Source organism: Allorhizobium borbori (assembly GCF_014196535.1).
Lineage (GTDB): Bacteria > Pseudomonadota > Alphaproteobacteria > Rhizobiales > Rhizobiaceae > Ectorhizobium > Ectorhizobium borbori.
This window is the reverse complement of record NZ_JACIDU010000007.1, coordinates 197,715-218,959: the sequence shown is the minus strand read 5'-3', so window position 1 is coordinate 218,959 and position 21,245 is coordinate 197,715. Positions and strand designations below refer to the sequence as shown.

Here is a 21,245-nt window from a genome sequence, read left to right as displayed (position 1 = left end):
GTCACGCCTGCCGCAAGGGCAAGGCGTGATCGGCAAGGTCCACCGGATGGACATAATTACCCAGAAGCCAGAGCGAAACCTCAGCCGCCTCGCGGCTCGAAGCAAATTCGAACTGGCCACCATATGGCGGATCATCCGTGAAATCGACGGCGAGCCCTCGCCCATGATCGAGCGCCTGTACCCGCACCTTGCCCGGTTCGACGACCCGGCAGGCATAATGCCCCTTCACCTTGCGCATGAACCCGGTCTTGTTGTCGAACAGCCGCACAAAGACAGCAGCGCCGTCCTCGGTAAAATGCAGGCTGCGAATGGCTTCGTTCGGAAAAGCCCGGCCGAAATCGAGAATTGCCAGGCCGATATCGTGTCTTTCGCTGCTATCCGTCCTGGCCATACGCGCGGAAATGAACGCAAGAAGGATGATCAGACCTGCGACCACCGCCCAGCTCAAGATTGCCACGTTTGTTCCTCCAGCCACGTCTTAGGATTGGAATAACCCCCTGAGGGTGTCATTCGTTCCCTTAGCAGCCGAGGCTTGCGCGAATATCGCGGCAGATCAGAACTTTTGCCTGAAGGCGGCAAAGGACATACGCATCTGCCGCCGCCATTGCGGACGCTGCAAGGAAGTATCGAACAGCCCGGCGCCAACTTTTATGGCGCGCTCAAGAACAGGTTCGGCCAGCGATACGGTGAGGAAAGCCGGAAACACGCTCGACGCCACAGGGCCGGCAGCCCGCGCCTTGGCCAGATGCTCACGCCCGAGCCCGGCAAAAGCCTCAATGGCGGCTGAAATGCGCACCTTGTCCTTGCCCTCGAGAAACTGCTCCCGATCAAGCCCGGTTGCCGCGAGAATATCGAGCGGCAGGTAAAGCTGACCGCGCCGGCAATGCTGCGGCATCAGCAGAAGCAAACCGGCAATGGTCTGCGCAACGCCAGCATGACCTGCCACGTCGGCGCTTGATGGCGCGGCCTGTGGGTCGAGAATCAGGCTGGCAAGCTGGATGAGCGTCGAAGCGGTATGCCCTGCATAGGCTTCCAGCGTGGCACGGTTTTCAATGGGGTCGTCATAAAGATCGAAGATGCGCGTCTCGATCAGCGCCGTCAGCGTCGGCACTGGCAACCGATGGCGGGCGACCGCCGCCAGAAGTCCCGAAGCCAGCGGGTTGGCTTCGCTGGAGCCGTGAGACCGGCCCTCCAAAAGGTCGTGCCACCATTGCATCCGCACCTCACCCGGCAGAGGTTCGTGCACGAGGTCGCGGATACGGGCAAGTTCGGCATTGAAGGCATAGAGCGCGGCAAGATCGGCACGCTTGTCCTCGGGCGACAGCAGACAGGCAAGATAGCGGTCACGATCCGTATCGCGCAGCGTATCGAGGCAAATCTGGCCGATAGACGGCATCCCGCCACTGGCTTCAGTCATGATCGCAGGCTCTCCGCGCGGTACTTAAATGGCAATCAGCGCGGCCGCAACCGCACGGGATTCCGCCAGCAGAATGTTGTAGGTGCGCACCGCCGCACCGGTATTCATCGGATCGCAGACAATGCCCTTCTCACGAAGGGCGCTACGCACGTCCTGCGGGATAAACCGCATTTCGCGACCCGTGCCAATCAGCAGAACCTCGATCTTGCCCGGTTCCTCATCGAGGAGCGGCGCGAACAGATCGACCGTCAACGGACTATCTTCCCGCGCATCCCACCCATGAATGCCGGAGGGCAAAAAGAGCAGCGAGCCACGATGTGACATATCCGCAAAGCGGAAGCCGCCGTTGCCATAGGCATCGATCGGCGCGCTTCCGGGAAAATGAGCTTTGCGGAGTTCCATCACCCACGCCTCCCGATCAGGCCTTGGCCGCCTTGGAGGGCACGCCTTCCTTCTCGGTCTGCTCACCCTCCTTGTCGAAGATATCCGGACGCAGGCGGAATGCGATGAGCAGCGGACCGGCGATGTAGATCGACGAGAACGTGCCAACGAGAACGCCGAACAGCATGGCCGCCGTAAAGGACGCAATCACTTCACCGCCGAAGAGATAGAGCGCAAGCAGCGCCAGAAGCGTCGTCATGCCGGTCAGAACCGTTCGTGACAGGGTCTGGTTGATGGAAATATCGATCAGCACCGGAAGCGGCATCTTCTTGTAGCGCCGCAGATTTTCACGCATTCGGTCATACACGACAACGGTATCGTTGAGCGAATAACCGACGACGGTGAGGATCGCCGCGATACTCGTCAGATTGAACTCGATCCCCGTCAGCACGAAGAGGCCAAGCGTCAGGATCACGTCATGCATGGTGGCGATAATGGCGCCCACGGCGAACTGCCACTCGAAGCGAATCCAAATGTAGACGAGGATCGCTGCCAAAGAAGCCAGAACGCCAAGTGTGGCATTCATTGTCAACTCACCGGAAACGGCGGGGCCGACCACTTCGATGCGGCGGAAATCATAATTCTGTTCCAGTTCGCCGCGCACCATTGTCATCGCCGACTGTTCCGCATTTTCCCCACCCTCTTGGGCCTGGATGCGGATGAGCGCCGTTGTATTGTCACCAAAGCTCTGCGCCTGGATTTCGCCGATGTTCAGTTCGGCCAGCTTCTCGCGGATCTCGCTGAGATCGGCATTGCCCTGCTTGGCCTGCACCTCAACGATGGAGCCGCCCTTGAAGTCGATGCCGAGATTGAGGCCCTTGGTGACAAAACCACCAACCGCAATGATGCAGGCAATGGCAGCAGCGGCAAACACATAGCGGCGGATAGCCATGAAACGGATGTTCTGCGCATCGAAAATACCGGTTCGCACGCCCTTCGGCAGGTGCTTCTGACGGGTGCGGCGCAGCCACACGGCCATCAACCAGCGTGTCATGGTGAAGGCCGTGAAAACCGTGGTGATGACGCCGACGGACAGCGTGACGGCAAAGCCACGTACCGGGCCGGAGCCGAGGAAGAACAGCACCATGGCCGCGATCAGGGTCGTCACATTGGCGTCGATAATCGTGGCGAATGCGCGCTGGAAGCCGGAGTCGATGGCCTGCACAAGCGGTCTGCCGGATTTCACCTCGTCGCGGATACGTTCGTAGACAAGAACGTTGGAGTCCACCGCCATGCCCATGGTGAGCACGATACCGGCGATACCGGGTAGCGTTAGTGTTGAACCAATCAGGGTAAGGACGGAGAGAATCATGATGACGTTGGCGGCAAGTGCGATATTCGCCAGCACGCCGAACAGGCCATAGAAGCCGATCATGAACACCACGACGCCGAGTGCGCCGATAACGCTCGCCGTCAAACCATCGCGGATCGAATCGGCGCCAACGCCGGGACCGACGGTGCGCTCTTCGACCACCGTCAGCGTCGCGGGAAGTGCACCGGCACGCAACAGGACAGCGAGATCGTTGGCACCTTCGACAGTAAAGTTACCTGAAATCTGACCGGAGCCGCCAACGATGGGTTCCCGGATCACCGGGGCGGAAATCACCTGGTTGTCAAGAATGATGGCAAACGGACGGCCAACATTCTGCTGCGTGGCCTGGGCGAACTTCTGCGCACCGCGTGAATCGAATCGGAAGGAAACAACCGGTTCGTTGGATTGCTGGTTGAAGCTCGCCTGCGCATCGACCAGATTCTCACCGGATACGACCACGCGCTTTTCGATGAGATAGGGAACCGCCGGATCATCCGTGGAATAAAGGATTTCCGAGGTCGCAGGCGGACGGGTGTTAAGGGCGTCCGTTGCCGACATGGTGCTGTCAACCATGCGGAAGGTCAGCTTCGCCGTCTGGTTCAAGAGCGCCTTGAGGCGCTGCGGGTCCTGAAGGCCCGGCACCTGTACGATGATGCGATCAGAACCCTGACGCTGGATAAGCGGTTCGGTCGTACCCAATTCATCGACGCGACGACGCACGACCTCGATGGACTGACCGACGGCAGACGACATGCGGTACTGGATGCCCTGATCGGTCAGTTCCAGCTTGATGAGGCCGGAGCCGTCATCGCTCATGTTCACTTCGGTCACGGAGCCGCCCATCAACGTACCGCCGTTCACCGGATTGGTCAGGGGCTTCAGGGCATCGCGTGCCGCCTGAAGCTGCGCCGTATCGGTAATGCGGACCTGAACGGTCTGACCGGCGCCGGAAAGGCCGCTGTAGCGCACATTCGCGTCGCGCAGCGTGGTACGAACGTCACCAACCACCGTTTCAAGGCGCTCCTTGACGATATCGGCCCGCTCGATCTTGAGCATGATATGGGAGCCGCCCTGAAGGTCGAGGCCAAGCGTGACCTTCTGATGCGGAAGCCAGGAGGGCCATGCTTCAAGCTGCTTGTCACTGAACAGGTTGGGCACGGCGATCAGCGCGGAAATCGCGACCACGGCCCAGATCATAAAGGTCTTCCAGCGGGAGAAATACAGCATGAAGCTCTCGTATTCAGGTTTTCGCTTCGCGATGCGAAGCCATATTGGAAGCGCCCGGCGACCGCATCTTCATGCAGCCGCCGGGCCGAATTTCACCCCCGCCCGGCACGCCGGCGGGTTTTCACATCTTTCATTACTTCGTCGGTGCTTCGGTGTTGACCGGTTCGCCCTTGACGCGGACTTCGGCGACGAAGGTGCGAACGACGCGAACGCGAACACCCTCGGCGATTTCCACTTCAAGCTCCTTCTCGTCCACGACCTTGGTCACCTTGCCGACGACGCCACTGCCGAGAACCACCTGATCGCCGCGACGGATGTTGGCGAGCGTCTCGTTGCGCTTCTTCATCTGGTTCCGCTGCGGACGGATAAGCAGGAAGTACCACACCACCATCAGCGGCGCGAACAGGAGCAGCATTTCAAGGCTGGAACCCATCGCGGACGTACCGCCAGCCGCGTCCTGTGCGAATGCTTCAGTAATGAACATCAAAAACTCCTAGGATTGCCGCGCAAACGAAAGACCGCCCGGCTTCAAGTCGCCGGAATATAATGGCGAAGGGTATGATTGCAACAGCAACCCATACCACACCCCCGCATTTCAGCGGCTTATTACGTCATTGTGTGGCCAAAAGCCACGGACTTGCGCTGGAGTTCGGCAGGAAGCGAACGCCTGGGGCCATAGGCGACCTTGACCCCTGCCCCTCGGCCCGCCATCACAACACTCGCTAAGGAGACCGACAACGGAGGAAATGCCATGGCCGGCAAGAAACTCAACGCTCTGATAGAAGAAGTGCGCCGTCTGGCGGACGCGGTCGAACGGCTTTCCGGACCGAAGCCTGTCGAAACGGATTGGGATACAGCCGACTGCTTCATATGGACACCGGCACGACTGGAACTGACACCGGTTACCCGCCCCAACCGCATCGCGCTGTCGCTTATTCGCGGCGTCGATCATGTTCGCGATATCCTGAAAGAAAACACACAGCGCTTTGCCGAGGGATTTGCCGCAAACAATGTGCTGCTCTGGGGCGCGCGTGGCATGGGCAAGTCATCGCTGGTCAAGTCCGTCCATGCCGATGTGCAGTCCGCCACCGGCGCTGCCCTGAAGCTGGTCGAGGTTCACCGGGAGGATATCGATACCCTGCCCGATCTCCTGCCCATGCTGCGTGACGCGCCGTGCCGCATCATCCTGTTCTGCGACGACCTCTCCTTCGACCATGACGATACCTCCTACAAGTCGCTGAAGGCAGCACTCGACGGCGGCATCGAGGGGCGCCCGGAGAACGTCGTCTTTTACGCCACCTCCAACCGCCGTCACCTTCTGCCCCGCCACATGATGGAAAACGAGCAATCCACCGCCATCAATCCGTCGGAAGCGGTCGAGGAAAAGGTGTCGCTGTCGGATCGTTTCGGCCTGTGGCTCGGCTTCCACAAGTGCAGCCAGGAGGACTATCTGCAGATGATCGATTCCTACGCCGCTTATTTCGACCTCACGACCGGACGCGAGGCCCTGCATGCACAGGCACTGGAATGGGCCACCACACGCGGCAGCCGTTCAGGCCGCGTCGCCTGGCAGTTCATCCAGAATGCCGCGGGTGAGGAGCGGAAATCGCTCGAAAGCAGATAATGCGGACGCAAGAAAGCCCGGCTTCGCAGCCGGGCTTTCCTTTCCCGATAACGCAATACAAATTCGGGAAAACTATTCGAGGAAGGTCGCCGGGTTGACCGGTGTCGCATCCTTGCGCACTTCGAAGTGGAGCTGAGGCCGCGACGCGCTGCCGGTCATGCCGGAGGCGGCAATCGTCTGGCCGCGCTGCACCTTCTGGCCGCGCTGCACATTGATGGTCGAGGCATTGCCGTAGACCGTGACGCGGCCGTCATCGTGACGGATCAGCACCGTGTTGCCGAGCTCCTTGAGGCCATTGCCCGCATAGATCACCACGCCGTTTTCCGCGGCCTTGACCGGCGTGCCTTCCGGAACCGAAATAGCGATACCATCCGAGCGTTTGCCGGCAACGTTGTCGCCAAAGCGGGTCACGACCGCGCCGTTGACCGGCCAGCGATACTTGTCGATACCCGTGCGCGCAGGTGCTGCCGCCGTCACGTCGGACTTCTTCTCGACATCCTCGACACTGTCGTTTGCCACCGGCGGACGATAGGGCGATGGCGAAGCGTTCGCCTGCTGCTGCGACTTTGCGGCGGTGGACTGGGGCTTGGCCGCAGCCGCGGCCGGAACCGACGCTTCGGTTGCCTGAACAGCCGGCTGTTTGGCCGGAATGGATGCGGTCTTGACGGCATCGGCAGACTGCGCTGCGCCTCCCGGAACCTTCAGAGTCTGGCCGATGCGGATCTGCCCGTTGGTAATCCCGTTTGCTGCCTTCAGATCGGCAACAGACGTGTTGGTCTCACGAGCGATCTTGGCAAGCGAATCGCCGGACTTCACGACATAGCCACCATTGACCGGCTTGCCCTCACCGGGCGTCGCCTTGGCGGTAGCGGAGGTCGCCGTGGCTTGCGAGCGATCACGAAGCTGCGGAGCCGTCGGAATGACGGCAACCTTCTGACCCGGTGCGTCGGGAAGCTGCGGCGCGTTGCCCTGAGACGGAAGATTGCCAGCCGTAGAGGCCGCGCGTGCCGCGTTGCCGGAGGCGCTGAAGGTCGGGATCAGGATCGTCTGGCCAGACCGGGCGGCAGAACCGGAAGACAGACCATTCGCTGCCAGGATTTCCTTTTCCGGCACACCGTAACGATTGGAAAGCGTTGCGACGCTTTCGCCCGGACGCAACGTAACCGATGGCGCATTGTTGGTCGTCCAGCCTGCGGAAAGGCGCGAACGCACCGTACCGGTCGACATCGGATCAGCCTTCGTGGTCGCCGGCAACTGCGCCGGGAACGGCTGCGCCATGGCCTGACTGCGCGTGACCGGATCAGCCGGACGGCCAATGGAGGGCGGGGTCAAGGAGGCGCGTTCAACTGCGACGGGACGCGACACGGCGCGGGCAGAAGACTGAGTCGGATAAGCCGACGGCGAGCGCACCACGCTGCCGGCGGGAGCCGCACTCGATACCGGATAGCCGTTGCCGGGATAACCGGTATTGTCCACGTAGCCGCCGCCCACATTTTCGCGCGGCATAGGTACACCACCGTTCAGACCGGTGATCTCCTGATGACGGGCGGGGATCGATGCCGTCGTGATGGTATCGGGATTGGAGGCAAAAAGCCCGCCGCCCGTAAAGCGGGATACGTCGGAACTGCAGCCGGCAGCCGCGCCAGCCAGAAGCGTCACGCCCGCAAAGCGAACGGTAGTCTTGGCAAATTTCGGCACTGATCTCTTACGCATGACTCAACCCGCACTAACGCAAACTCATGTGGGTATGATTAAAGCGCGTTAGTATTACCATGCCGTTAAAGCGCTTGAGGAAGGCCAAATCTTTTTAACTATGAATCACCCATTAACGGGAGAAGCCACTGAAAAGGTAGGGATTTCCTAGAGATAGGCGGCGATGTGCGGCACGAGCGGCAGATAGGGGGCGGCAAACAGGTCTTCGCGCTCGAAACGGCTGCCGGTCTTCGTCAGCCGCACCATCATGCATTGGTCACCCTCGATGATTAGCGGCGCGATGATGGAACCACCGGCCACGAGCTGGTCAGCATAAAAGCGCGGTACGGCCGAAAACGCCGCAGTCACCAGAATGCGGTCAAAGGTCCCCTCGCCGCTCAATCCGGAAGCACCGTCCGCCTGACGCACGATGACGTTGCGCAACGAAAGCGCCTCCATACGGGCCTGAGCCTGCGCCACGAGCGTCTTGTAACGGTCGATGGTGATAACCCGTTCGGCAAGCCTGCCCATGACCGCGGCCGTGAAGCCGCTGCCCGTTCCCACTTCGAGAACCCGGTGCCCCGGCTTGATGTGCAGCCCATCGAGAAGCCGGACGGCAAGGTCGGCGCCTTCCATGAAGGACCCGCAATCAATCGGAATGGTACGGGAGGAATAGGCATCGGCGGAAAACTGCGGCGGTACGAATTGCGAACGCGGTGTCTGCTCAACCGCGGTCAGCACGTCGAGGTTCGACACGCCATTCGACCGGAGCCGAAGCACCAGCGCGGCAAAGCCTTCCTTTTCCGCCATGCCCGACTTCAATCGCCTGCTCCAAATCCAAGCGCCCGCGCCACGCTGTCCTGGGCGGCGTGATCCGTCATATCCAGCTTCAGCGGCGTCACGGAAATCTTGTTGTCCTGAATGGCCTTGAGATCGGTGCCATCCCGGAACCTGCTGCCCCGGTCACCGAAACGAAGCCAGTAATAGGGGAAGCCGCGCCCGTCCTGACGCTGCTCGACATCGAGACCGAAATCCAGCTTACCCTGCGACGTGACGGCAACGCCCTGCACCTCTGCGGGGGCGCAACGCGGGAAATTCACATTGAGGAACGTACCGGGTGCAAGCTCCACCTCGATCAACTGCCGCAGCAGTTTCGGAGCCAGCGTCTCGGCCACTTCCCACGGCACGTAACGACCGCCATTGGAATATTCGTAGATCTGGCTCAGCGCGATGGAGCGGACACCCTGCAACGTACCTTCGATGGCACCGGCGACCGTACCCGAATAGGTCACATCGTCGGCCAGATTGCCGCCTGAATTGACGCCGGAGAGCACGAGATCCGGCTTTTCCGGCAGGATTTCGCGCACCGCCATGATGACGCAATCCGTCGGTGTGCCGCGCAGGGCGAAGCGCTTCTCGCTGATCTTGCGCAACCTGAGCGGCTCGGAAATCGTCAGCGAATGCGCAAGGCCGCTCTGATCGGTTTCCGGCGCCACAACCCAGACATCATCGGAAAGCGTGCGGGCGATCCGCTCCAGAACCGCCAGCCCTTCCGCGTGAATGCCGTCATCGTTGGTCAGCAGGATACGCATGGGTCAAACGGCCTTCTCGATGCGCGTCAGGCCGCCCATATAGGGCACCAGCACGTCGGGAATGGTGATCGAGCCGTCTTCGTTTTGGTAGTTCTCCATCACCGCGATCAGGCAGCGGCCGACAGCCGTGCCCGAACCGTTCAGCGTATGCACGAACTTCGTCGCCTTGTCATCCTTGCCACGGTAACGCGCATTCATGCGACGGCCCTGGAAATCGCCGCAAACCGAGCAGGACGAGATTTCGCGATAGGTGTCTTGCCCCGGCAGCCAGACCTCGAGGTCGTAGGTCTTGCGGGCGCCAAAGCCCATATCGCCCGTGCACAGCGTAATGGTGCGGAAATGCAGGCCGAGACGCTTGAGTACTTCCTCCGCGCAGGCCGTCATCCGCTCATGCTCCTCCAGCGAGGTCTCGGCGGTGGTAATCGACACGAGTTCGCACTTCCAGAACTGGTGCTGGCGCAGCATGCCGCGGGTATCGCGCCCGGCCGAACCGGCTTCCGAGCGGAAGGACGGCGTCAAAGCCGTGAAGCGCAACGGCAGCTTTTCTTCCGCGAGGATTTCACCCGAGACGAGATTGGTCAGCGTAACCTCAGCCGTCGGAATGAGCCAGCGGCCATCGGTCGTCTTGAACAGGTCTTCGGCAAACTTTGGAAGCTGGCCCGTGCCGTACATCGCCTCGTCGCGCACCATGAGCGGCGAGGAAACTTCGGTGTAACCATGCTCGCCGGTGTGCAGATCGATCATGAACTGGCCGATGGCCCGCTCCAGCCGGGCAAGCGGCCCGGTCAGCACAGTAAAGCGCGCCCCCGAAAGCTTGGCCGCGCGTTCGAAATCCATGTAGCCCAGCGCCTCACCAAGCTCGTAATGCTCGCGTGCGGCATGATTCCAGCCGGGCTTCTGGCCAATCGTGTGCTTCAGCACATTATCGGCCTCGTCCTTGCCAACGGGCACGTCGTCGTGGGGAATGTTCGGAATGCGCGACAGGGCATCGTTGAGCGCCGCCGTCAGGTTGCGCTCTTCCTCTTCCGCCTGCGGCATGGTTTCCTTGATGGTCGCGACTTCCGCCTTCAGCTTGTCAGCCAGTTCGGCGTTTTTCTGCGCCATGGCCGCACCGATCTCCTTGGACGCGGCATTGCGACGCGACTGCATGTCCTGAAGAGACTGGACGACGGAACGGCGCTTCTCATCGAGCGCAATGACTTCGGCCGCAATCGGCGCGGCGCTGCGCTTGGCAAGCGCTGCATCCAGAGCTTCGGGGTTTTCGCGAATCCATTTAATGTCGAGCATGGTCGTTCCAAATCAGGTTCGTTATTGACCGGCCCGTTCATGACAATCCGCAGGCCGGTACGACGCGCGGATCAAGTTCCGGCGTGGCTCAGGCCTCGCCGGAATCTCCGTCACCCGCAGTGGCAACTTCAGTAGAAGAAGAAGCCTCGCTGGCGCGCTTTCTTTCTATGACTCGCGCGGCATAGATGGAAATCTCGTAGAGAAGGATCGTTGGCAGCGCAAGACCGATCTGGGACATCGGATCGGGCGGCGTCAGGACTGCAGCGGCGATGAAAGCCGAGACGATGGCGAACTTGCGCTTGGCCGCCAGCCATTCGGCGCTGACGAGCCCGACACGGGCCAGAAGCGTGGTCACGACCGGAAGCTGGAACACCAGACCGAAGGAAAGAACGAGCGTCATGATGAGGCTCAGATATTCCGATACCTTCGGCATCAGCGAAATCGCCACTTCGCCTTCGCCGGGCTGCTGCTGCATGGCCAGAAAGAACCACATGACCATCGGCGTGAAGAAGAAGTAGACCAGCATGCCGCCAAGCAGGAACAGCACAGGCGATGCGATGAGAAACGGAAGGAAAGCCGCGCGCTCGTTCTTATAGAGGCCGGGCGCCACGAACTTGTAAATTTGCGTCGCAATGACCGGGAACGCGATAACCGTCGCACCGAAGGCGGCAACCTTGATCTGCGTGAAGAAGAATTCCTGCGGCGCAGTGTAGATGAGTTCTGCCTTGGCCACGTCGAGACCAGCCCAGATCACCGCCCACTTGTAGGGAATGACCAGCAGGTTGAAGAGCTGCTTTGCAAAGGCGAAGCAGACGAGAAATGCGCCGAAAAACGCCACCAGCGACCAGATGAGCCGCTTGCGCAGCTCCATAAGATGCTCGACCAGCGGCTGGGGCTTGTCTTCCAGTTCGCCGCTCATGCCTCATCCTTCCCGGCTTCGGTTGTCTTTTTCTTGCGCGGTGCAGCCTTCTTCACAGGTTCGCTCGCGGCAGCCTTGGGCTTCGCCGCCGTCTTGCGGGGCTTTGCAGCGGGGGCCTCTGCAACCGGTTCGGCGACCGCCTTCGCGCGCGGTTTGCGGACGGCTTTCGGCTTCGCCGGAGCGGCGCTTGGCATGGAAACCGGAGCCGGCTCATTCACCGCCGGTGGGGTCGAAACGAGCGGTGCAGGCGGCGGCTCGCTTGCTGTTACGGGCGCTTCAGGTGCGGCAGGTGTTTCCAAGGCCGAGGGCGCCGACATTTCGGCGGGCGACACCGGTGGCGTCGTGACCTTGCGGAGATCAGCCTTGATCTCCTCACCCATCTGCCGCAACGGGTTCAGGGCGTCCCTGAGGCCGTTGGCCGGATTCAGGTTCTGGGCGTCGGCAATCGTCTTGCGCACATCATCCAGATCAGCCTCGCGCAACGCGTCATCGAACTGAGTGCGAAATTCACCCGCCATGCGTCGGAGACTGGCCATCGTCTTGCCGAAGGCCCTGATCATGGGCGGCAGATCCTTGGGACCGACAACGACAATCAAAACGATGGCGATGACCAGAAGCTCGGTCCAGCCGATATCCAGCATAAAAGACTCCCGCCGCTTGCGGCCAAAGCAGAAAGCGCGAACCGGATGCCGGCAGGCGCCAATGCCTCAGGCGAGGCGATTACTTGGTTTCGTCGTTCTTGTGATCGACGGTCTTGGACGATTCCGGCGTGGAGTCATCGTCGGACATGCCCTTCTTGAAGCTCTTGATGCCCTTGGCAACATCACCCATGAGTTCCGGAATTTTGCCGCGACCGAAAAGAACCAGCACGATGACCAGAACGATCAGCCAATGCCATACGCTAAAAGAACCCATACCCTGCTCCTCGGCTCTGCTCGTTCCCTTCCTCGCGGATGGATGAAAGCATTGCGACCAAAATGACTATCTGCAGCTTTCACTGCATCCCGTATGCGGCGCCTGTGCCGCATGATCCGGAAGGATGTAAGACCATTGCGGCTTTTTTTCAAACAGATTTCCGCACGTATTTTCGGCTTTCCAAGGATTTGCCCATTCAGCGGTCAATCCGTCGCATCACCACCGCCTGGCGCCAGCAAGCCAAGCTCTTCGAGATCAAGCTGGGTGATCGGATCCTCGTCCTCGGCGAGCCCATCGTCGCTCGGCGGACGGGGAATGGAAAGACCGGGCGGGATGCGTCCAGAAAGAAGCCCCGCGCCTTTCAGTTCCTCAAGTCCCGGGAGGTCGCGCAATTCTTCAAGGCCGAAATGATCGAGAAAATCGCGGGTAGTTCCAAGCGTCACTGGTCGGCCGGGTGAACGACGGCGACCGCGAAACCGCACCCAGCCCGCCTCCATCAGCACATCGAGTGTGCCGCGTGAGGTCTGGACGCCGCGAATATCCTCGATTTCGGCACGGGTCACCGGCTGGTGATAGGCGATGATGGCCAGCACCTCCAGCGCCGGACGCGACAACTTCTTCGGTTCGGTCTCGTCGGTACGGATGTGGAAGGAAAGATCCGCAGCCGTGCGGAAGGCCCAGCTATCGTCGATGCGCAGAAGATTGACGCCTCTGGGCGCATAATCCCGCTGCAAAGCCTCCATCACCATTCTCACATCGGTGCCGCGCGGCAACCGATCCGTCAGATAGGCTTCCGAGACCGGAGCCGCGGACGCGAACACCAACGCTTCCGCGGTGCGCAGCACCTCCACCGGCAACGCCAAGGTTGCTTCGTCCGTGGATTCGTCCATCTCAACGGGCTCCATCGCCGCCCTCACCCGTTGTCGCGCCACCTGCCCGGTTCGGGCCGGCTCGCATGTAGATTTCACCGAAAACGCCGTCCTGACGAATCTCGAGCTTCCCCTCGCGCACCAGTTCCAGCGACGCAGCAAAGGAACTGGCGATCGCCGTCGCCCGGTCGCCGGGTGCCGTCAGATAGCGCGCCAGATAACGGTCGAGCGATGTCCAGCCGAAATCCTCGCCCAGCAGAAGCAGCAGGATTTCCCGCGCATCCGACAAGGACCAGACCTCGCGGCGGGCAATCGTCACCTGTGTCACCGCCTGCCGCTGGCGCAGCATGGAATAGGCAGACAGAAGATCATAGAGATTGGCGTCGAACACATGCCCGGCTTTTTCGGGAATGTGTTCCGGCATGCCGCGTGCGAACACATCGACACCAAGCCGGTTGCGACCCGTCAACCGCGCCGACGCCTCGCGCATCGCCTCCAGCCGCTTCAGCCTGAAGGCCAGCGTCTCGGCCATTTCCTCGCCGCTCGGTTCCTCGCTGTTTTTCTGCTGGGGAATGAGCAGGCGTGATTTCAGATAGGCAAGCCACGCCGCCATCACCAGATAATCGGCGGCCAGTTCCAGCCGCACGCGGCGTGCGCTTTCGATGAATTCAAGATATTGTTCGACCAGGGCCAGAACGGAAATCCGCGAAAGATCCACCTTCTGGCCGCGCGCGAGATGCAGCAGAAGATCGAGCGGGCCTTCGAAACCGGCGACGTCGATGACGAGCGCAGGCTCCGTCACACCGCGTTCGGCGCGCGGCTCGTCAGCCCAAAGCTTGTCCATCGGAATGGATTGCGTGTCCGCCATGCCCCTCACACTTCCCGTCCGCGCGGCGCGCGGTTCAAGTCGTGGCGATGAGCGCTTCAAACTCCGCACGGATCGCCGCTTCCTCGGCGCCGTCCCGCTTGCCAAGCGCCGCTTCAACGGCGCGCACCCGCTCAAGCGACTTGCCAGCCAGAACCGGCGCCGCCGCCGCCACAGCCTGCATTTCATCCATGTGACCATGACAATGCAAGACCATATCGCAACCGCCGGCGACAATGGCGTGCGCACGCTCGGCAATCGTGCCCTTCAGCGCATTCATCGAAATATCGTCAGACATCAGAAGTCCGTCGAAACCGATATGCCCGCGGATGATTTCCTCGATAACGTAGCGTGAGGTTGTCGCAGGATTGTCCGCATCGAGCGCGGTGAAAACGATATGGGCGCTCATCGCCATCAACTCATGGCGTGCGGCCTGGAAGGGCACGAAATCATGGGCCTCAAGCTCGGCCCGGCTTGCCGTCACCACCGGCAGATCGTGATGCGAATCAGCCATGCCCCGCCCGTGGCCCGGCATATGCTTGATCACCGGCAGAACGCCGCCGGCCTTCAATCCCGCGGCCGCCTCCAGCCCCATGACTGAAACGATCTCCGGTTCGGTGCCATAGGCACGGTCGCCGATGACGTTGTGGCTGCCGGCTACCGGCACGTCGAGCACCGGCAGGCAATCCACGTTGATCCCGTAGCGCATGAGGTCGAAGGCGTGCAGGCGCGACATGAGCCACGCCGCCCGCTTGCCGATTTCCTTGTCCGCGCCATAAAGCGCGCCAAGAACCGCTGCCGCCGGATAATTCGGTGCAAGCGGCGGGCGAAGCCGCTGGACGCGGCCTCCTTCCTGATCGATCAGAACCGGCGCATCGCGCCCGCCGACCGTATCGCGCAGCGAATCGACCAGATCGGAAATCTGCGCGGGTTCGCTGAGATTGCGCGCAAAGAGAATGAAGCCCCAGGGCGCTTCGCCGCGAAAGAAAGCAGCTTCCTCCTTGTTCAAAGCATGGCCTTTCAGGCCGAGGATCATCGCCTTGCAATCGCTCATTGGAAACACCGCAGACAAAAAGCGACGGTGCATTGCCGTCGCGGGAGGGGTCAATAATGGGGTGGGCGCGTAATGGCCGGCGCTTCGAGCGCGGCTTCCTCGAGGTCGAGCAACCGCTCGGTCAACCGGTCGAGCTTCTTGCGCATCTGCTCGATCACCTTCCACTGCTCGGAAAGCTCACCGGACAACTCCTCGATGACGCGGCCCTGATGGGCCGCGAGTTCTTCAAGCGCGGTGATACGGCTGTCTTCGGAGGTCATATCGCCCACGTTCAACGGGTCACGAGGCAGGAGCCGCCTGCGGCCTTGAGCTTGGCGCACAGGGCGTTGGCCTCATCCTTGGAACTTGCCACGACGCGAACGCGGTAGAATGTGCCCTTGCCGGGAATATCCGCTGCCTTGATGTCGAGGCCTCGTCCGCCGATGACGCTGCCATACTTTCCGCTCATGCTCTTCGCGCTCTTTTCGGCTTCGGCCTGGGACGGCAAGGAAGCGATCTGAACCACATAGGCACCACTCGGGACAGCGGTCGCCGTCGCAGCCGGCGTCGCCGCTGCAACCTGTTGGGCCGGAGCCTGAGTCGGCGTTGTTGCACCAGCCGGGCGAACATTGCCCGCACCGGTTACGGTGCCCACGACGTTGACGGGCTGCTCGACCGGACGCTGAACCGGAACCGGGGCGCGATCGCCGTTCGTCTGGGGCGCGCGAGCCGTGGTCCGCGCATCTGTTGTGGCAGTAGCCGCCGCAGCCTGAGACAGGGCGTCATTGCTGGCCGCCGCGGTGGTTGCCTGCATTTCCGGGCGCAGACCGGGGGCATCGGCTGCCGTATTGGTAGACGAAGCCGGAAGCTTGGCCGCGGTCTGCTGGGCCGGAGCCGTCGTCTCGGGCACTTCACGAGCCACAAGCGTTCCATCCGGGCGAACGATCATCGTACGCACCTTGCGAAGCGAAACATTCGCATCGGCCGCCTTGTCGGCAGGGGCCTCAGCGCCTGCTTCGGGCTGGAGACGCTGGTCGGCGCCATCGGCGACTTCCTCGTCTTCGGCCCGCTCCAGCGGGAAGTTCTCAGGCGTCAGCGTGCGCTGAACAACATCAAGCGGTTCCTCGCTCGAGGAGATCAGGGACTTCTGCGTCGGTGATTGCGGCGCGCCGCCGGCCACGCGGTCATAAACGGCCTTATCCTGGTTCGGCACAGTCTTGCCGCCGGGATTTTCCGGCACGACCTTGACCGGATCGGAATCGGCCAGAACGATGGGCGGACCACCATTGCCGGCAATACCGGCGACACCGCCGGATTTCATCCAGGCATAGCCGCCGCCGACCAGAGCCACCACGCCGATCGAGGCAGCCGCCCCCAAAATCCATCGACGCGTACGGCTCGCCCCTTCGGGCTCGATCACTTCCATCGTGTCGGGATCGATCACCACACGGTTGGCAGAGCGCTCTACCCCCAGAGGATTGTCAACATCATCGCGGAAATCCTGATTCATCATCAGGGAAAAATCATCGAGATCGACAGCAGCCGACGTCGGCTGGGGAGCGGTGACCGCCGGCTTTGCAACAGCAGCGGCAATAGCGCGATCATCATGGATCAAATCGGCCAGCTCCGCATCGAAATCGGTATCGAAGGCCGGCTGGTGAGCCTTCGGCTCATCTGCCTCATGCACCGGCATGGCCGGCACATCCATTTCGGCAAGTGTTTCCGGCCCATAATCGGGCTCGGCAATCTGCGAGGCATCGAACGGCATTTCGCCATCGAAGTCGGCATCCGGGAAGGCGCGTGGCGGCTCGGACCATGCCGGTTCCTCGACCTTGGGCGATACAGCAGCGACAGGGGCCGCAACAGGCGCAACCGTCTCGACCTCATTCAACACGATATCAGCAAGATCGATCTCAAGACCGTCCAGCGCCAGATCGAACTCGTCATCGGCAACCGCGTCGAATGCATCAAGCGCAGGCTCCTTGCGCACGGGCTCGGCGACGACCGGCGCAGGAACGATGAGTTCGGGGGCTATTTCGAAGGTGGGAAGCTCGATCTTCGGGCTTTCGTAGTGACGAACGTCATAGGCAGGCTCCACCTGCGCCACCGGAACGGAAACCTCGGCAACGGAAGACGCATCGAAAGAGGGCTCGCGACGCGCGTCGACCGGCTCAGCTTCGGCATGCGCAAACGCGCTACTACGCCCCTCGCCATCCGGCACCACATCGAAATCATCGACATTGACGGCCGCGACGGCAAGCTCCAGCTCATCGGCAAGATCTGCCTCGAAGGACAGCTCATCCTCCGGGGCCTTGGGTTCGATGGCAAAAATATCCTCAAGCGGCGAGCGCGCAACAGGCTCGGACACGGCCCGAGTGGATGGCTGCGCAAAATCGCGACTTTCCTCGACGCGCTCGACAAACGGCGGCTCGGCGCGCGGCGACAGGCGCGGCACGGCAACCTCGGCACGAGCCGTCCATGGCTCGGCGGCGGGAATATCCACCGGAATCGCCGCAACGGGATCAAGCTTCGGCGCGTCGTAACGCTCGAATTCCTTCAGCAACTCGTCTTCGAGATTGAAGGCCGGCTCGACACGGGCCGGCGCAGCAGCAGAAACAACCTCGACCCGCGGCTCAGCGGGTCGGGTGCGCGTGGACGGATGATCGTATCCAACGATACGAGCCAGTTCCGCCAAGGGATCGTCGTCGGCAAACAGGTCACCGGCCTTGCTCCCGTATGCGTATTTTTCTTGCGCCATCACCACACCCACTCTCTACGCGTGCAACCATTGCCAGCGCATTGTGGGTAAATGGTGACAGACTATCGCATTTCCGAGGGGGCCTCGGTACCGGTAACGGTCAGTCCGGACTTCAGGACGCTTGCGACAGCATGCACCAGCCCAAGTCTGGCAAGCGTGGATTCTCTATTTTTATCGTTAACAAACCGTAATTCCGTTTGATCTTTACCTTTATTCCAATGCGCATGGAAGGTGCTGGCCAGATCATAGAGGTAAAATGCCAGGCGATGCGGCTCCTGGGAAAGCGATGCCTGCTCGATCAGGCGCGGATATTCGGCCAGTTTGGCAATGATCTGGATCTCGTTCGAGTCACTGATTCCCTCGACGGCCGCAGCCATCGCCGGAACATCGGCAGTGATGCCGGGGAATGCCTCCTCAGCCTGCCGGAAGATCGAAGCACAGCGCGCATGGGCATATTGCACGTAGAAGACCGGGTTGTCCTTCGACTGTTCCGTCACCTTGGCAAAGTCGAAATCGAGAGGCTCGGAACTCTTGCGGTAGAGCATCATGAAGCGAACGGAATCGCGCCCGACCTCATCCACCACATCACGCAACGTCACGAAGTCGCCGGAACGCTTGGACATCTTCACCGGCTCGCCATCGCGATAAAGCTTCACGAGCTGGCACAGAAGCACCGTCAGTTTCGCTGTCCCCTCGGAGACGGCGCGGCACACAGCCTCCAGACGCTTCACATAGCCGCCATGGTCGGCACCAAGAACATAGATCATCTCGGAAAAGCCCCGGTCGAACTTGTTCTTGAAGTAGGCCACGTCAGCGGCGAAATAGGTGTAGGAGCCATCCGACTTGATCAGCGGGCGGTCGATATCGTCGCCCACTTCCGTCGAGCGGAACAGCGTCTGCTCGCGATCTTCCCAGTCTTCCGGAAGCTGCCCCTTCGGCGGCGGCAGCGTGCCACGGTAAACGTGGCCCTTGAAGGTCAGATCGTTGATCGCGCTGAGGATCGGGCCGGCATTGCCCGCATGCAGCGTGCGCTCGGAGAAGAATATGTCGTGGTGAACGTTGAGCGCTTCGAGATCGGAGCGGATCATGTCCATCATCGCGGCAATGGCGCGGTCGCGCACCAGCGGCATCCATTCCTCTTCGGGCATGGCGAGAAGCTTCGTGCCGAATTCCTCCTTCAGCGCCTCGCCCACCGGCTTCAGATAGTCACCCGGATAAAGGCCGGCCGGGATCTCGCCGATCTCCTCACCCAGCGCCTCGCGATAACGTAGATAAGCGGAACTGGCGAGAACGCCGACCTGCGCACCGGCATCGTTGATGTAATACTCCTTGGTCACATCGTAGCCGGCAAAGGCGAGCAGGTTCGCCAGCGCATCGCCCACTACCGCACCGCGGCAATGACCGACATGCATCGGACCGGTCGGGTTCGCCGAAACGTATTCCACATTGACCTTGCGGCCGGCACCCACCGTCGAGCGGCCGTAATTGACGCCCTCGGTCACGATGCTCTTCAGCAGCCGCTGCCAGTAGCCGACCGAAAGACGGATGTTGATGAAGCCCGGGCCGGCAACGTTGACGTCGGCCACTTCCGGATCCTGCTTGAGTTTTTCGGCAATGATTTCACCAAGGGCTCGCGGATTGAGACCGAGCGGCTTGGACAATACCATGGCCGCATTGGTGGCAACGTCGCCATGGGCGGGGTCACGCGGCGGCTCGACTGCGACACGCGCAAAATCCAGACTGTCGCGCTTTTCGCGAACGACATCGATCTCCTCAAGCGCCTTGGTAATCCGCAATCCAAAATCGGTAAAAAGATTCATTGGTCCGTCCACGTCTTTCAGCCGCTTGGCCCGCTGCGCGGGCTTTTTCCGGCAGGCGCGCGCCATGCCGCTTCCCTGAAGCGTGGCCAGCGCGCTGTTTGATTGTCTTGCCGCTGCCTATCGCAAATCGGGAGTCTGGTCAAACAAACGCCGATGCGCATTCACCGCATAGGAATCGGTCATACCAGCGAGATAATCGCCCACATGCCGGGCTTTTGCGGCTTCGCTCAGGCCGGTGATATGATCCACCCAATAATGGCTCTGCATTTCCTTCGGGTCGTTCATGTAGGCGGTGAAAAGATCCTTCACGATCGTCGCCGCACCTTCGCGGATACGCATGATATCCGGATGACGATAAATGCGCGAGAACAGCATTTTCTTGATCTGCCGGTCGGTCGTCGCCATCGCCTCGGAAAAGGTCGCGATCACCTGCCCCGCCCCACGCACGTCATCGGCGCTTTGTGGCGCTATCTCCTTGAGGCGCGTCTGCGCCACACCAATGACATCCTCCACCATTCGGGTGATCTGGCGGCGCTGGATCTCATTGGCAAAGCGCGTCGTCTCAAGTCCCGGATAACGAGCGCTGACTTCGGCCATAAGGCCGGCCAGAAAGGGTATCTCTTCCAGCATCTCGAAAGTGAGATAGCCGGACCGCAGGCCGTCATCGATATCGTGCGTGTTGTAGGCGATATCGTCGGCGATAGCGGCAACCTGCGCCTCAAGGCTGGCGAAGCTTGCCAGTTCAAGGTCGTGGACGGCGCAATAATCGAGGATCGGCTGCGGCACGGGGCCTCGCGTCCCTTCTCCCTGTGGCGTCAGCAGCGGGCCGTTATGCTTGACCAGCCCCTCCAACGCTTCCCAGCTCAGATTGATTCCGTCGAAATCGGCATAGCGGCGTTCGAGCTTGGTCACGATACGCAGGGACTGGGCGTTGTGGTCGAAGCCACCATAGGGCTTCAGCATCTCGTCCAGCGCGTCCTCGCCCGTATGGCCGAAGGGCGTGTGGCCGAAATCGTGAACGAGCGCGATGCCCTCGGCCAGATCCTCATCCAGACGAAGCGCACGGGCCAGAGCGCGCGCCACCTGCGCCACTTCGATCGTATGGGTCAGCCGCGTGCGATAGTGATCGCCATCCGGACCGATGAAGACCTGCGTCTTGTGCTTCAGGCGGCGAAATGCGGTGGTGTGCACGATGCGGTCGCGGTCGCGCTGGAATTCCGAGCGCGTTGGACTGGTCGCTTCGGGAAACAGGCGCCCGCGTGATGTCCACGGGTCAGCTGCATAGATTGCGGGTGCACCATTGCCGAACCCCAATGCATTCCTGTCTATCGTCATCCGCTCTTCATCCAACCCATTGACGCAATGCCTCCGCCTCCATACCTATAACGCCGGATACCGGAAAGCCATTCAGCGGCTTCGCCTCAGCGAAACGCATCTGCTCGAATCGGAACTATAATCCGATTTTCCAGCGCTT

At 61.2% G+C, this 21,245-nt stretch carries 20 protein-coding genes; 1 reads left to right on the top strand and 19 read right to left on the bottom strand.

The genetic code is table 11. The features are described 5' to 3' along the window. Position 1: 1 nt before the first annotated feature. From GGQ66_RS10795 to yajC, 5 genes are all read right to left on the bottom strand, one after another. The gene (locus GGQ66_RS10795; RefSeq protein ID WP_183792315.1) at positions 2–457 is read right to left on the bottom strand and encodes a hypothetical protein; all 456 of its coding nucleotides are present in this window, start codon (positions 455–457) and stop codon (positions 2–4) included. A gap of 96 nt (positions 458–553) precedes the next feature. Then, positions 554–1,417, bottom strand: a complete 864-nt coding sequence (locus tag GGQ66_RS10790) for a phytoene/squalene synthase family protein (RefSeq protein WP_183792313.1) — start codon at positions 1,415–1,417, stop codon at positions 554–556. Positions 1,418–1,441: 24 nt separating this feature from the next. Next, the gene (locus tag GGQ66_RS10785; protein WP_183792311.1) at positions 1,442–1,819 is read right to left on the bottom strand and encodes an Mth938-like domain-containing protein; all 378 of its coding nucleotides are present in this window, start codon (positions 1,817–1,819) and stop codon (positions 1,442–1,444) included. A 16-nt stretch (positions 1,820–1,835) separates the two neighbouring features. After that, positions 1,836–4,397 (bottom strand): protein translocase subunit SecDF, encoded by a 2,562-nt coding sequence (secDF, locus tag GGQ66_RS10780; RefSeq protein WP_183792309.1) that lies wholly within the window; start codon positions 4,395–4,397, stop codon positions 1,836–1,838. A gap of 133 nt (positions 4,398–4,530) precedes the next feature. Beyond that, on the bottom strand, positions 4,531–4,881 hold the full coding sequence (gene yajC / locus GGQ66_RS10775) for a preprotein translocase subunit YajC (protein WP_183792307.1): 351 nt from the start codon (positions 4,879–4,881) through the stop codon (positions 4,531–4,533). Positions 4,882–5,148: 267 nt separating this feature from the next. Here yajC and GGQ66_RS10770 point away from each other — a divergent pair, with 267 nt between their 5' ends. After that, positions 5,149–6,021 carry an ATP-binding protein gene (locus GGQ66_RS10770; protein WP_183792305.1) on the top strand — a complete coding sequence of 291 codons (873 nt, stop codon included), beginning with the start codon at positions 5,149–5,151 and terminating at the stop codon, positions 6,019–6,021. 72 nt (positions 6,022–6,093) lie between these two features. Here the strand turns inward: GGQ66_RS10770 and GGQ66_RS10765 are convergent, their stop codons facing one another. The 14 genes from GGQ66_RS10765 to GGQ66_RS10700 form a co-directional block, all read right to left on the bottom strand. Further along, complete coding sequence (locus tag GGQ66_RS10765) at positions 6,094–7,734, bottom strand: peptidoglycan DD-metalloendopeptidase family protein (RefSeq protein WP_183792303.1); 1,641 nt, start codon at positions 7,732–7,734, stop codon at positions 6,094–6,096. A gap of 147 nt (positions 7,735–7,881) precedes the next feature. Further along, positions 7,882–8,523, bottom strand: a complete 642-nt coding sequence (locus GGQ66_RS10760) for a protein-L-isoaspartate(D-aspartate) O-methyltransferase (protein ID WP_370686330.1) — start codon at positions 8,521–8,523, stop codon at positions 7,882–7,884. 8 nt (positions 8,524–8,531) lie between these two features. Continuing rightward, complete coding sequence (gene surE, locus GGQ66_RS10755; RefSeq protein ID WP_183792299.1) at positions 8,532–9,305, bottom strand: 5'/3'-nucleotidase SurE; 774 nt, start codon at positions 9,303–9,305, stop codon at positions 8,532–8,534. Positions 9,306–9,308: 3 nt separating this feature from the next. Further along, a complete protein-coding gene (gene serS, locus GGQ66_RS10750) occupies positions 9,309–10,592 on the bottom strand; it encodes a serine--tRNA ligase (RefSeq protein WP_183792297.1) in 1,284 nt (427 codons plus the stop codon). An 88-nt stretch (positions 10,593–10,680) separates the two neighbouring features. Further along, positions 10,681–11,511 (bottom strand): twin-arginine translocase subunit TatC, encoded by an 831-nt coding sequence (tatC, locus tag GGQ66_RS10745; protein ID WP_183792295.1) that lies wholly within the window; start codon positions 11,509–11,511, stop codon positions 10,681–10,683. Continuing rightward, positions 11,508–12,152, bottom strand: coding sequence for a Sec-independent protein translocase protein TatB (gene tatB, locus GGQ66_RS10740; RefSeq protein ID WP_183792293.1), 645 nt, complete (start codon positions 12,150–12,152; stop codon positions 11,508–11,510). The genes tatC and tatB overlap by 4 nt, the downstream gene beginning before the upstream one ends. Positions 12,153–12,231: 79 nt before the next feature. Beyond that, positions 12,232–12,426, bottom strand: a complete 195-nt coding sequence (locus GGQ66_RS10735) for a twin-arginine translocase TatA/TatE family subunit (protein ID WP_183792291.1) — start codon at positions 12,424–12,426, stop codon at positions 12,232–12,234. 203 nt (positions 12,427–12,629) lie between these two features. Continuing rightward, on the bottom strand, positions 12,630–13,316 hold the full coding sequence (gene scpB / locus GGQ66_RS10730; RefSeq protein WP_237358875.1) for an SMC-Scp complex subunit ScpB: 687 nt from the start codon (positions 13,314–13,316) through the stop codon (positions 12,630–12,632). Position 13,317: 1 nt separating this feature from the next. Further along, positions 13,318–14,163 (bottom strand): segregation and condensation protein A, encoded by an 846-nt coding sequence (locus GGQ66_RS10725; RefSeq protein ID WP_237358874.1) that lies wholly within the window; start codon positions 14,161–14,163, stop codon positions 13,318–13,320. 34 nt (positions 14,164–14,197) lie between these two features. Continuing rightward, on the bottom strand, positions 14,198–15,214 hold the full coding sequence (gene nagZ / locus GGQ66_RS10720; protein WP_183792287.1) for a beta-N-acetylhexosaminidase: 1,017 nt from the start codon (positions 15,212–15,214) through the stop codon (positions 14,198–14,200). 50 nt (positions 15,215–15,264) lie between these two features. Beyond that, complete coding sequence (locus GGQ66_RS10715; RefSeq protein ID WP_183792286.1) at positions 15,265–15,474, bottom strand: SlyX family protein; 210 nt, start codon at positions 15,472–15,474, stop codon at positions 15,265–15,267. Between the two features lie 11 nt (positions 15,475–15,485). Beyond that, a complete protein-coding gene (locus tag GGQ66_RS10710) occupies positions 15,486–17,951 on the bottom strand; it encodes an SPOR domain-containing protein (protein WP_183792284.1) in 2,466 nt (821 codons plus the stop codon). A 62-nt stretch (positions 17,952–18,013) separates the two neighbouring features. Beyond that, on the bottom strand, positions 18,014–19,771 hold the full coding sequence (argS, locus tag GGQ66_RS10705) for an arginine--tRNA ligase (RefSeq protein WP_183792282.1): 1,758 nt from the start codon (positions 19,769–19,771) through the stop codon (positions 18,014–18,016). A gap of 117 nt (positions 19,772–19,888) precedes the next feature. Next, positions 19,889–21,106 (bottom strand): deoxyguanosinetriphosphate triphosphohydrolase, encoded by a 1,218-nt coding sequence (locus GGQ66_RS10700; RefSeq protein WP_183792280.1) that lies wholly within the window; start codon positions 21,104–21,106, stop codon positions 19,889–19,891. Between the last annotated feature and the right edge of the window lie 139 nt (positions 21,107–21,245).

Coding starts and splice junctions, on each gene's coding strand:
- GGQ66_RS10790 (WP_183792313.1), bottom strand. CDS start 1,417: ATGACTGAAGCCAGTGGCGGGATGCCGTCTATCGGCCAGATTTGCCTC.
- GGQ66_RS10785 (WP_183792311.1), bottom strand. CDS start 1,819: ATGGAACTCCGCAAAGCTCATTTTCCCGGAAGCGCGCCGATCGATGCC.
- secDF (WP_183792309.1), bottom strand. CDS start 4,397: ATGCTGTATTTCTCCCGCTGGAAGACCTTTATGATCTGGGCCGTGGTC.
- yajC (WP_183792307.1), bottom strand. CDS start 4,881: ATGTTCATTACTGAAGCATTCGCACAGGACGCGGCTGGCGGTACGTCC.
- GGQ66_RS10770 (WP_183792305.1), top strand. CDS start 5,149: ATGGCCGGCAAGAAACTCAACGCTCTGATAGAAGAAGTGCGCCGTCTG.
- GGQ66_RS10765 (WP_183792303.1), bottom strand. CDS start 7,734: ATGCGTAAGAGATCAGTGCCGAAATTTGCCAAGACTACCGTTCGCTTT.
- GGQ66_RS10760 (WP_370686330.1), bottom strand. CDS start 8,523: ATGGCGGAAAAGGAAGGCTTTGCCGCGCTGGTGCTTCGGCTCCGGTCG.
- surE (WP_183792299.1), bottom strand. CDS start 9,305: ATGCGTATCCTGCTGACCAACGATGACGGCATTCACGCGGAAGGGCTG.
- serS (WP_183792297.1), bottom strand. CDS start 10,592: ATGCTCGACATTAAATGGATTCGCGAAAACCCCGAAGCTCTGGATGCA.
- tatC (WP_183792295.1), bottom strand. CDS start 11,511: ATGAGCGGCGAACTGGAAGACAAGCCCCAGCCGCTGGTCGAGCATCTT.
- tatB (WP_183792293.1), bottom strand. CDS start 12,152: ATGCTGGATATCGGCTGGACCGAGCTTCTGGTCATCGCCATCGTTTTG.
- GGQ66_RS10735 (WP_183792291.1), bottom strand. CDS start 12,426: ATGGGTTCTTTTAGCGTATGGCATTGGCTGATCGTTCTGGTCATCGTG.
- scpB (WP_237358875.1), bottom strand. CDS start 13,316: ATGGACGAATCCACGGACGAAGCAACCTTGGCGTTGCCGGTGGAGGTG.
- GGQ66_RS10725 (WP_237358874.1), bottom strand. CDS start 14,163: ATGGCGGACACGCAATCCATTCCGATGGACAAGCTTTGGGCTGACGAG.
- nagZ (WP_183792287.1), bottom strand. CDS start 15,214: ATGAGCGATTGCAAGGCGATGATCCTCGGCCTGAAAGGCCATGCTTTG.
- GGQ66_RS10715 (WP_183792286.1), bottom strand. CDS start 15,474: ATGACCTCCGAAGACAGCCGTATCACCGCGCTTGAAGAACTCGCGGCC.
- GGQ66_RS10710 (WP_183792284.1), bottom strand. CDS start 17,951: ATGGCGCAAGAAAAATACGCATACGGGAGCAAGGCCGGTGACCTGTTT.
- argS (WP_183792282.1), bottom strand. CDS start 19,771: ATGAATCTTTTTACCGATTTTGGATTGCGGATTACCAAGGCGCTTGAG.
- GGQ66_RS10700 (WP_183792280.1), bottom strand. CDS start 21,106: ATGACGATAGACAGGAATGCATTGGGGTTCGGCAATGGTGCACCCGCA.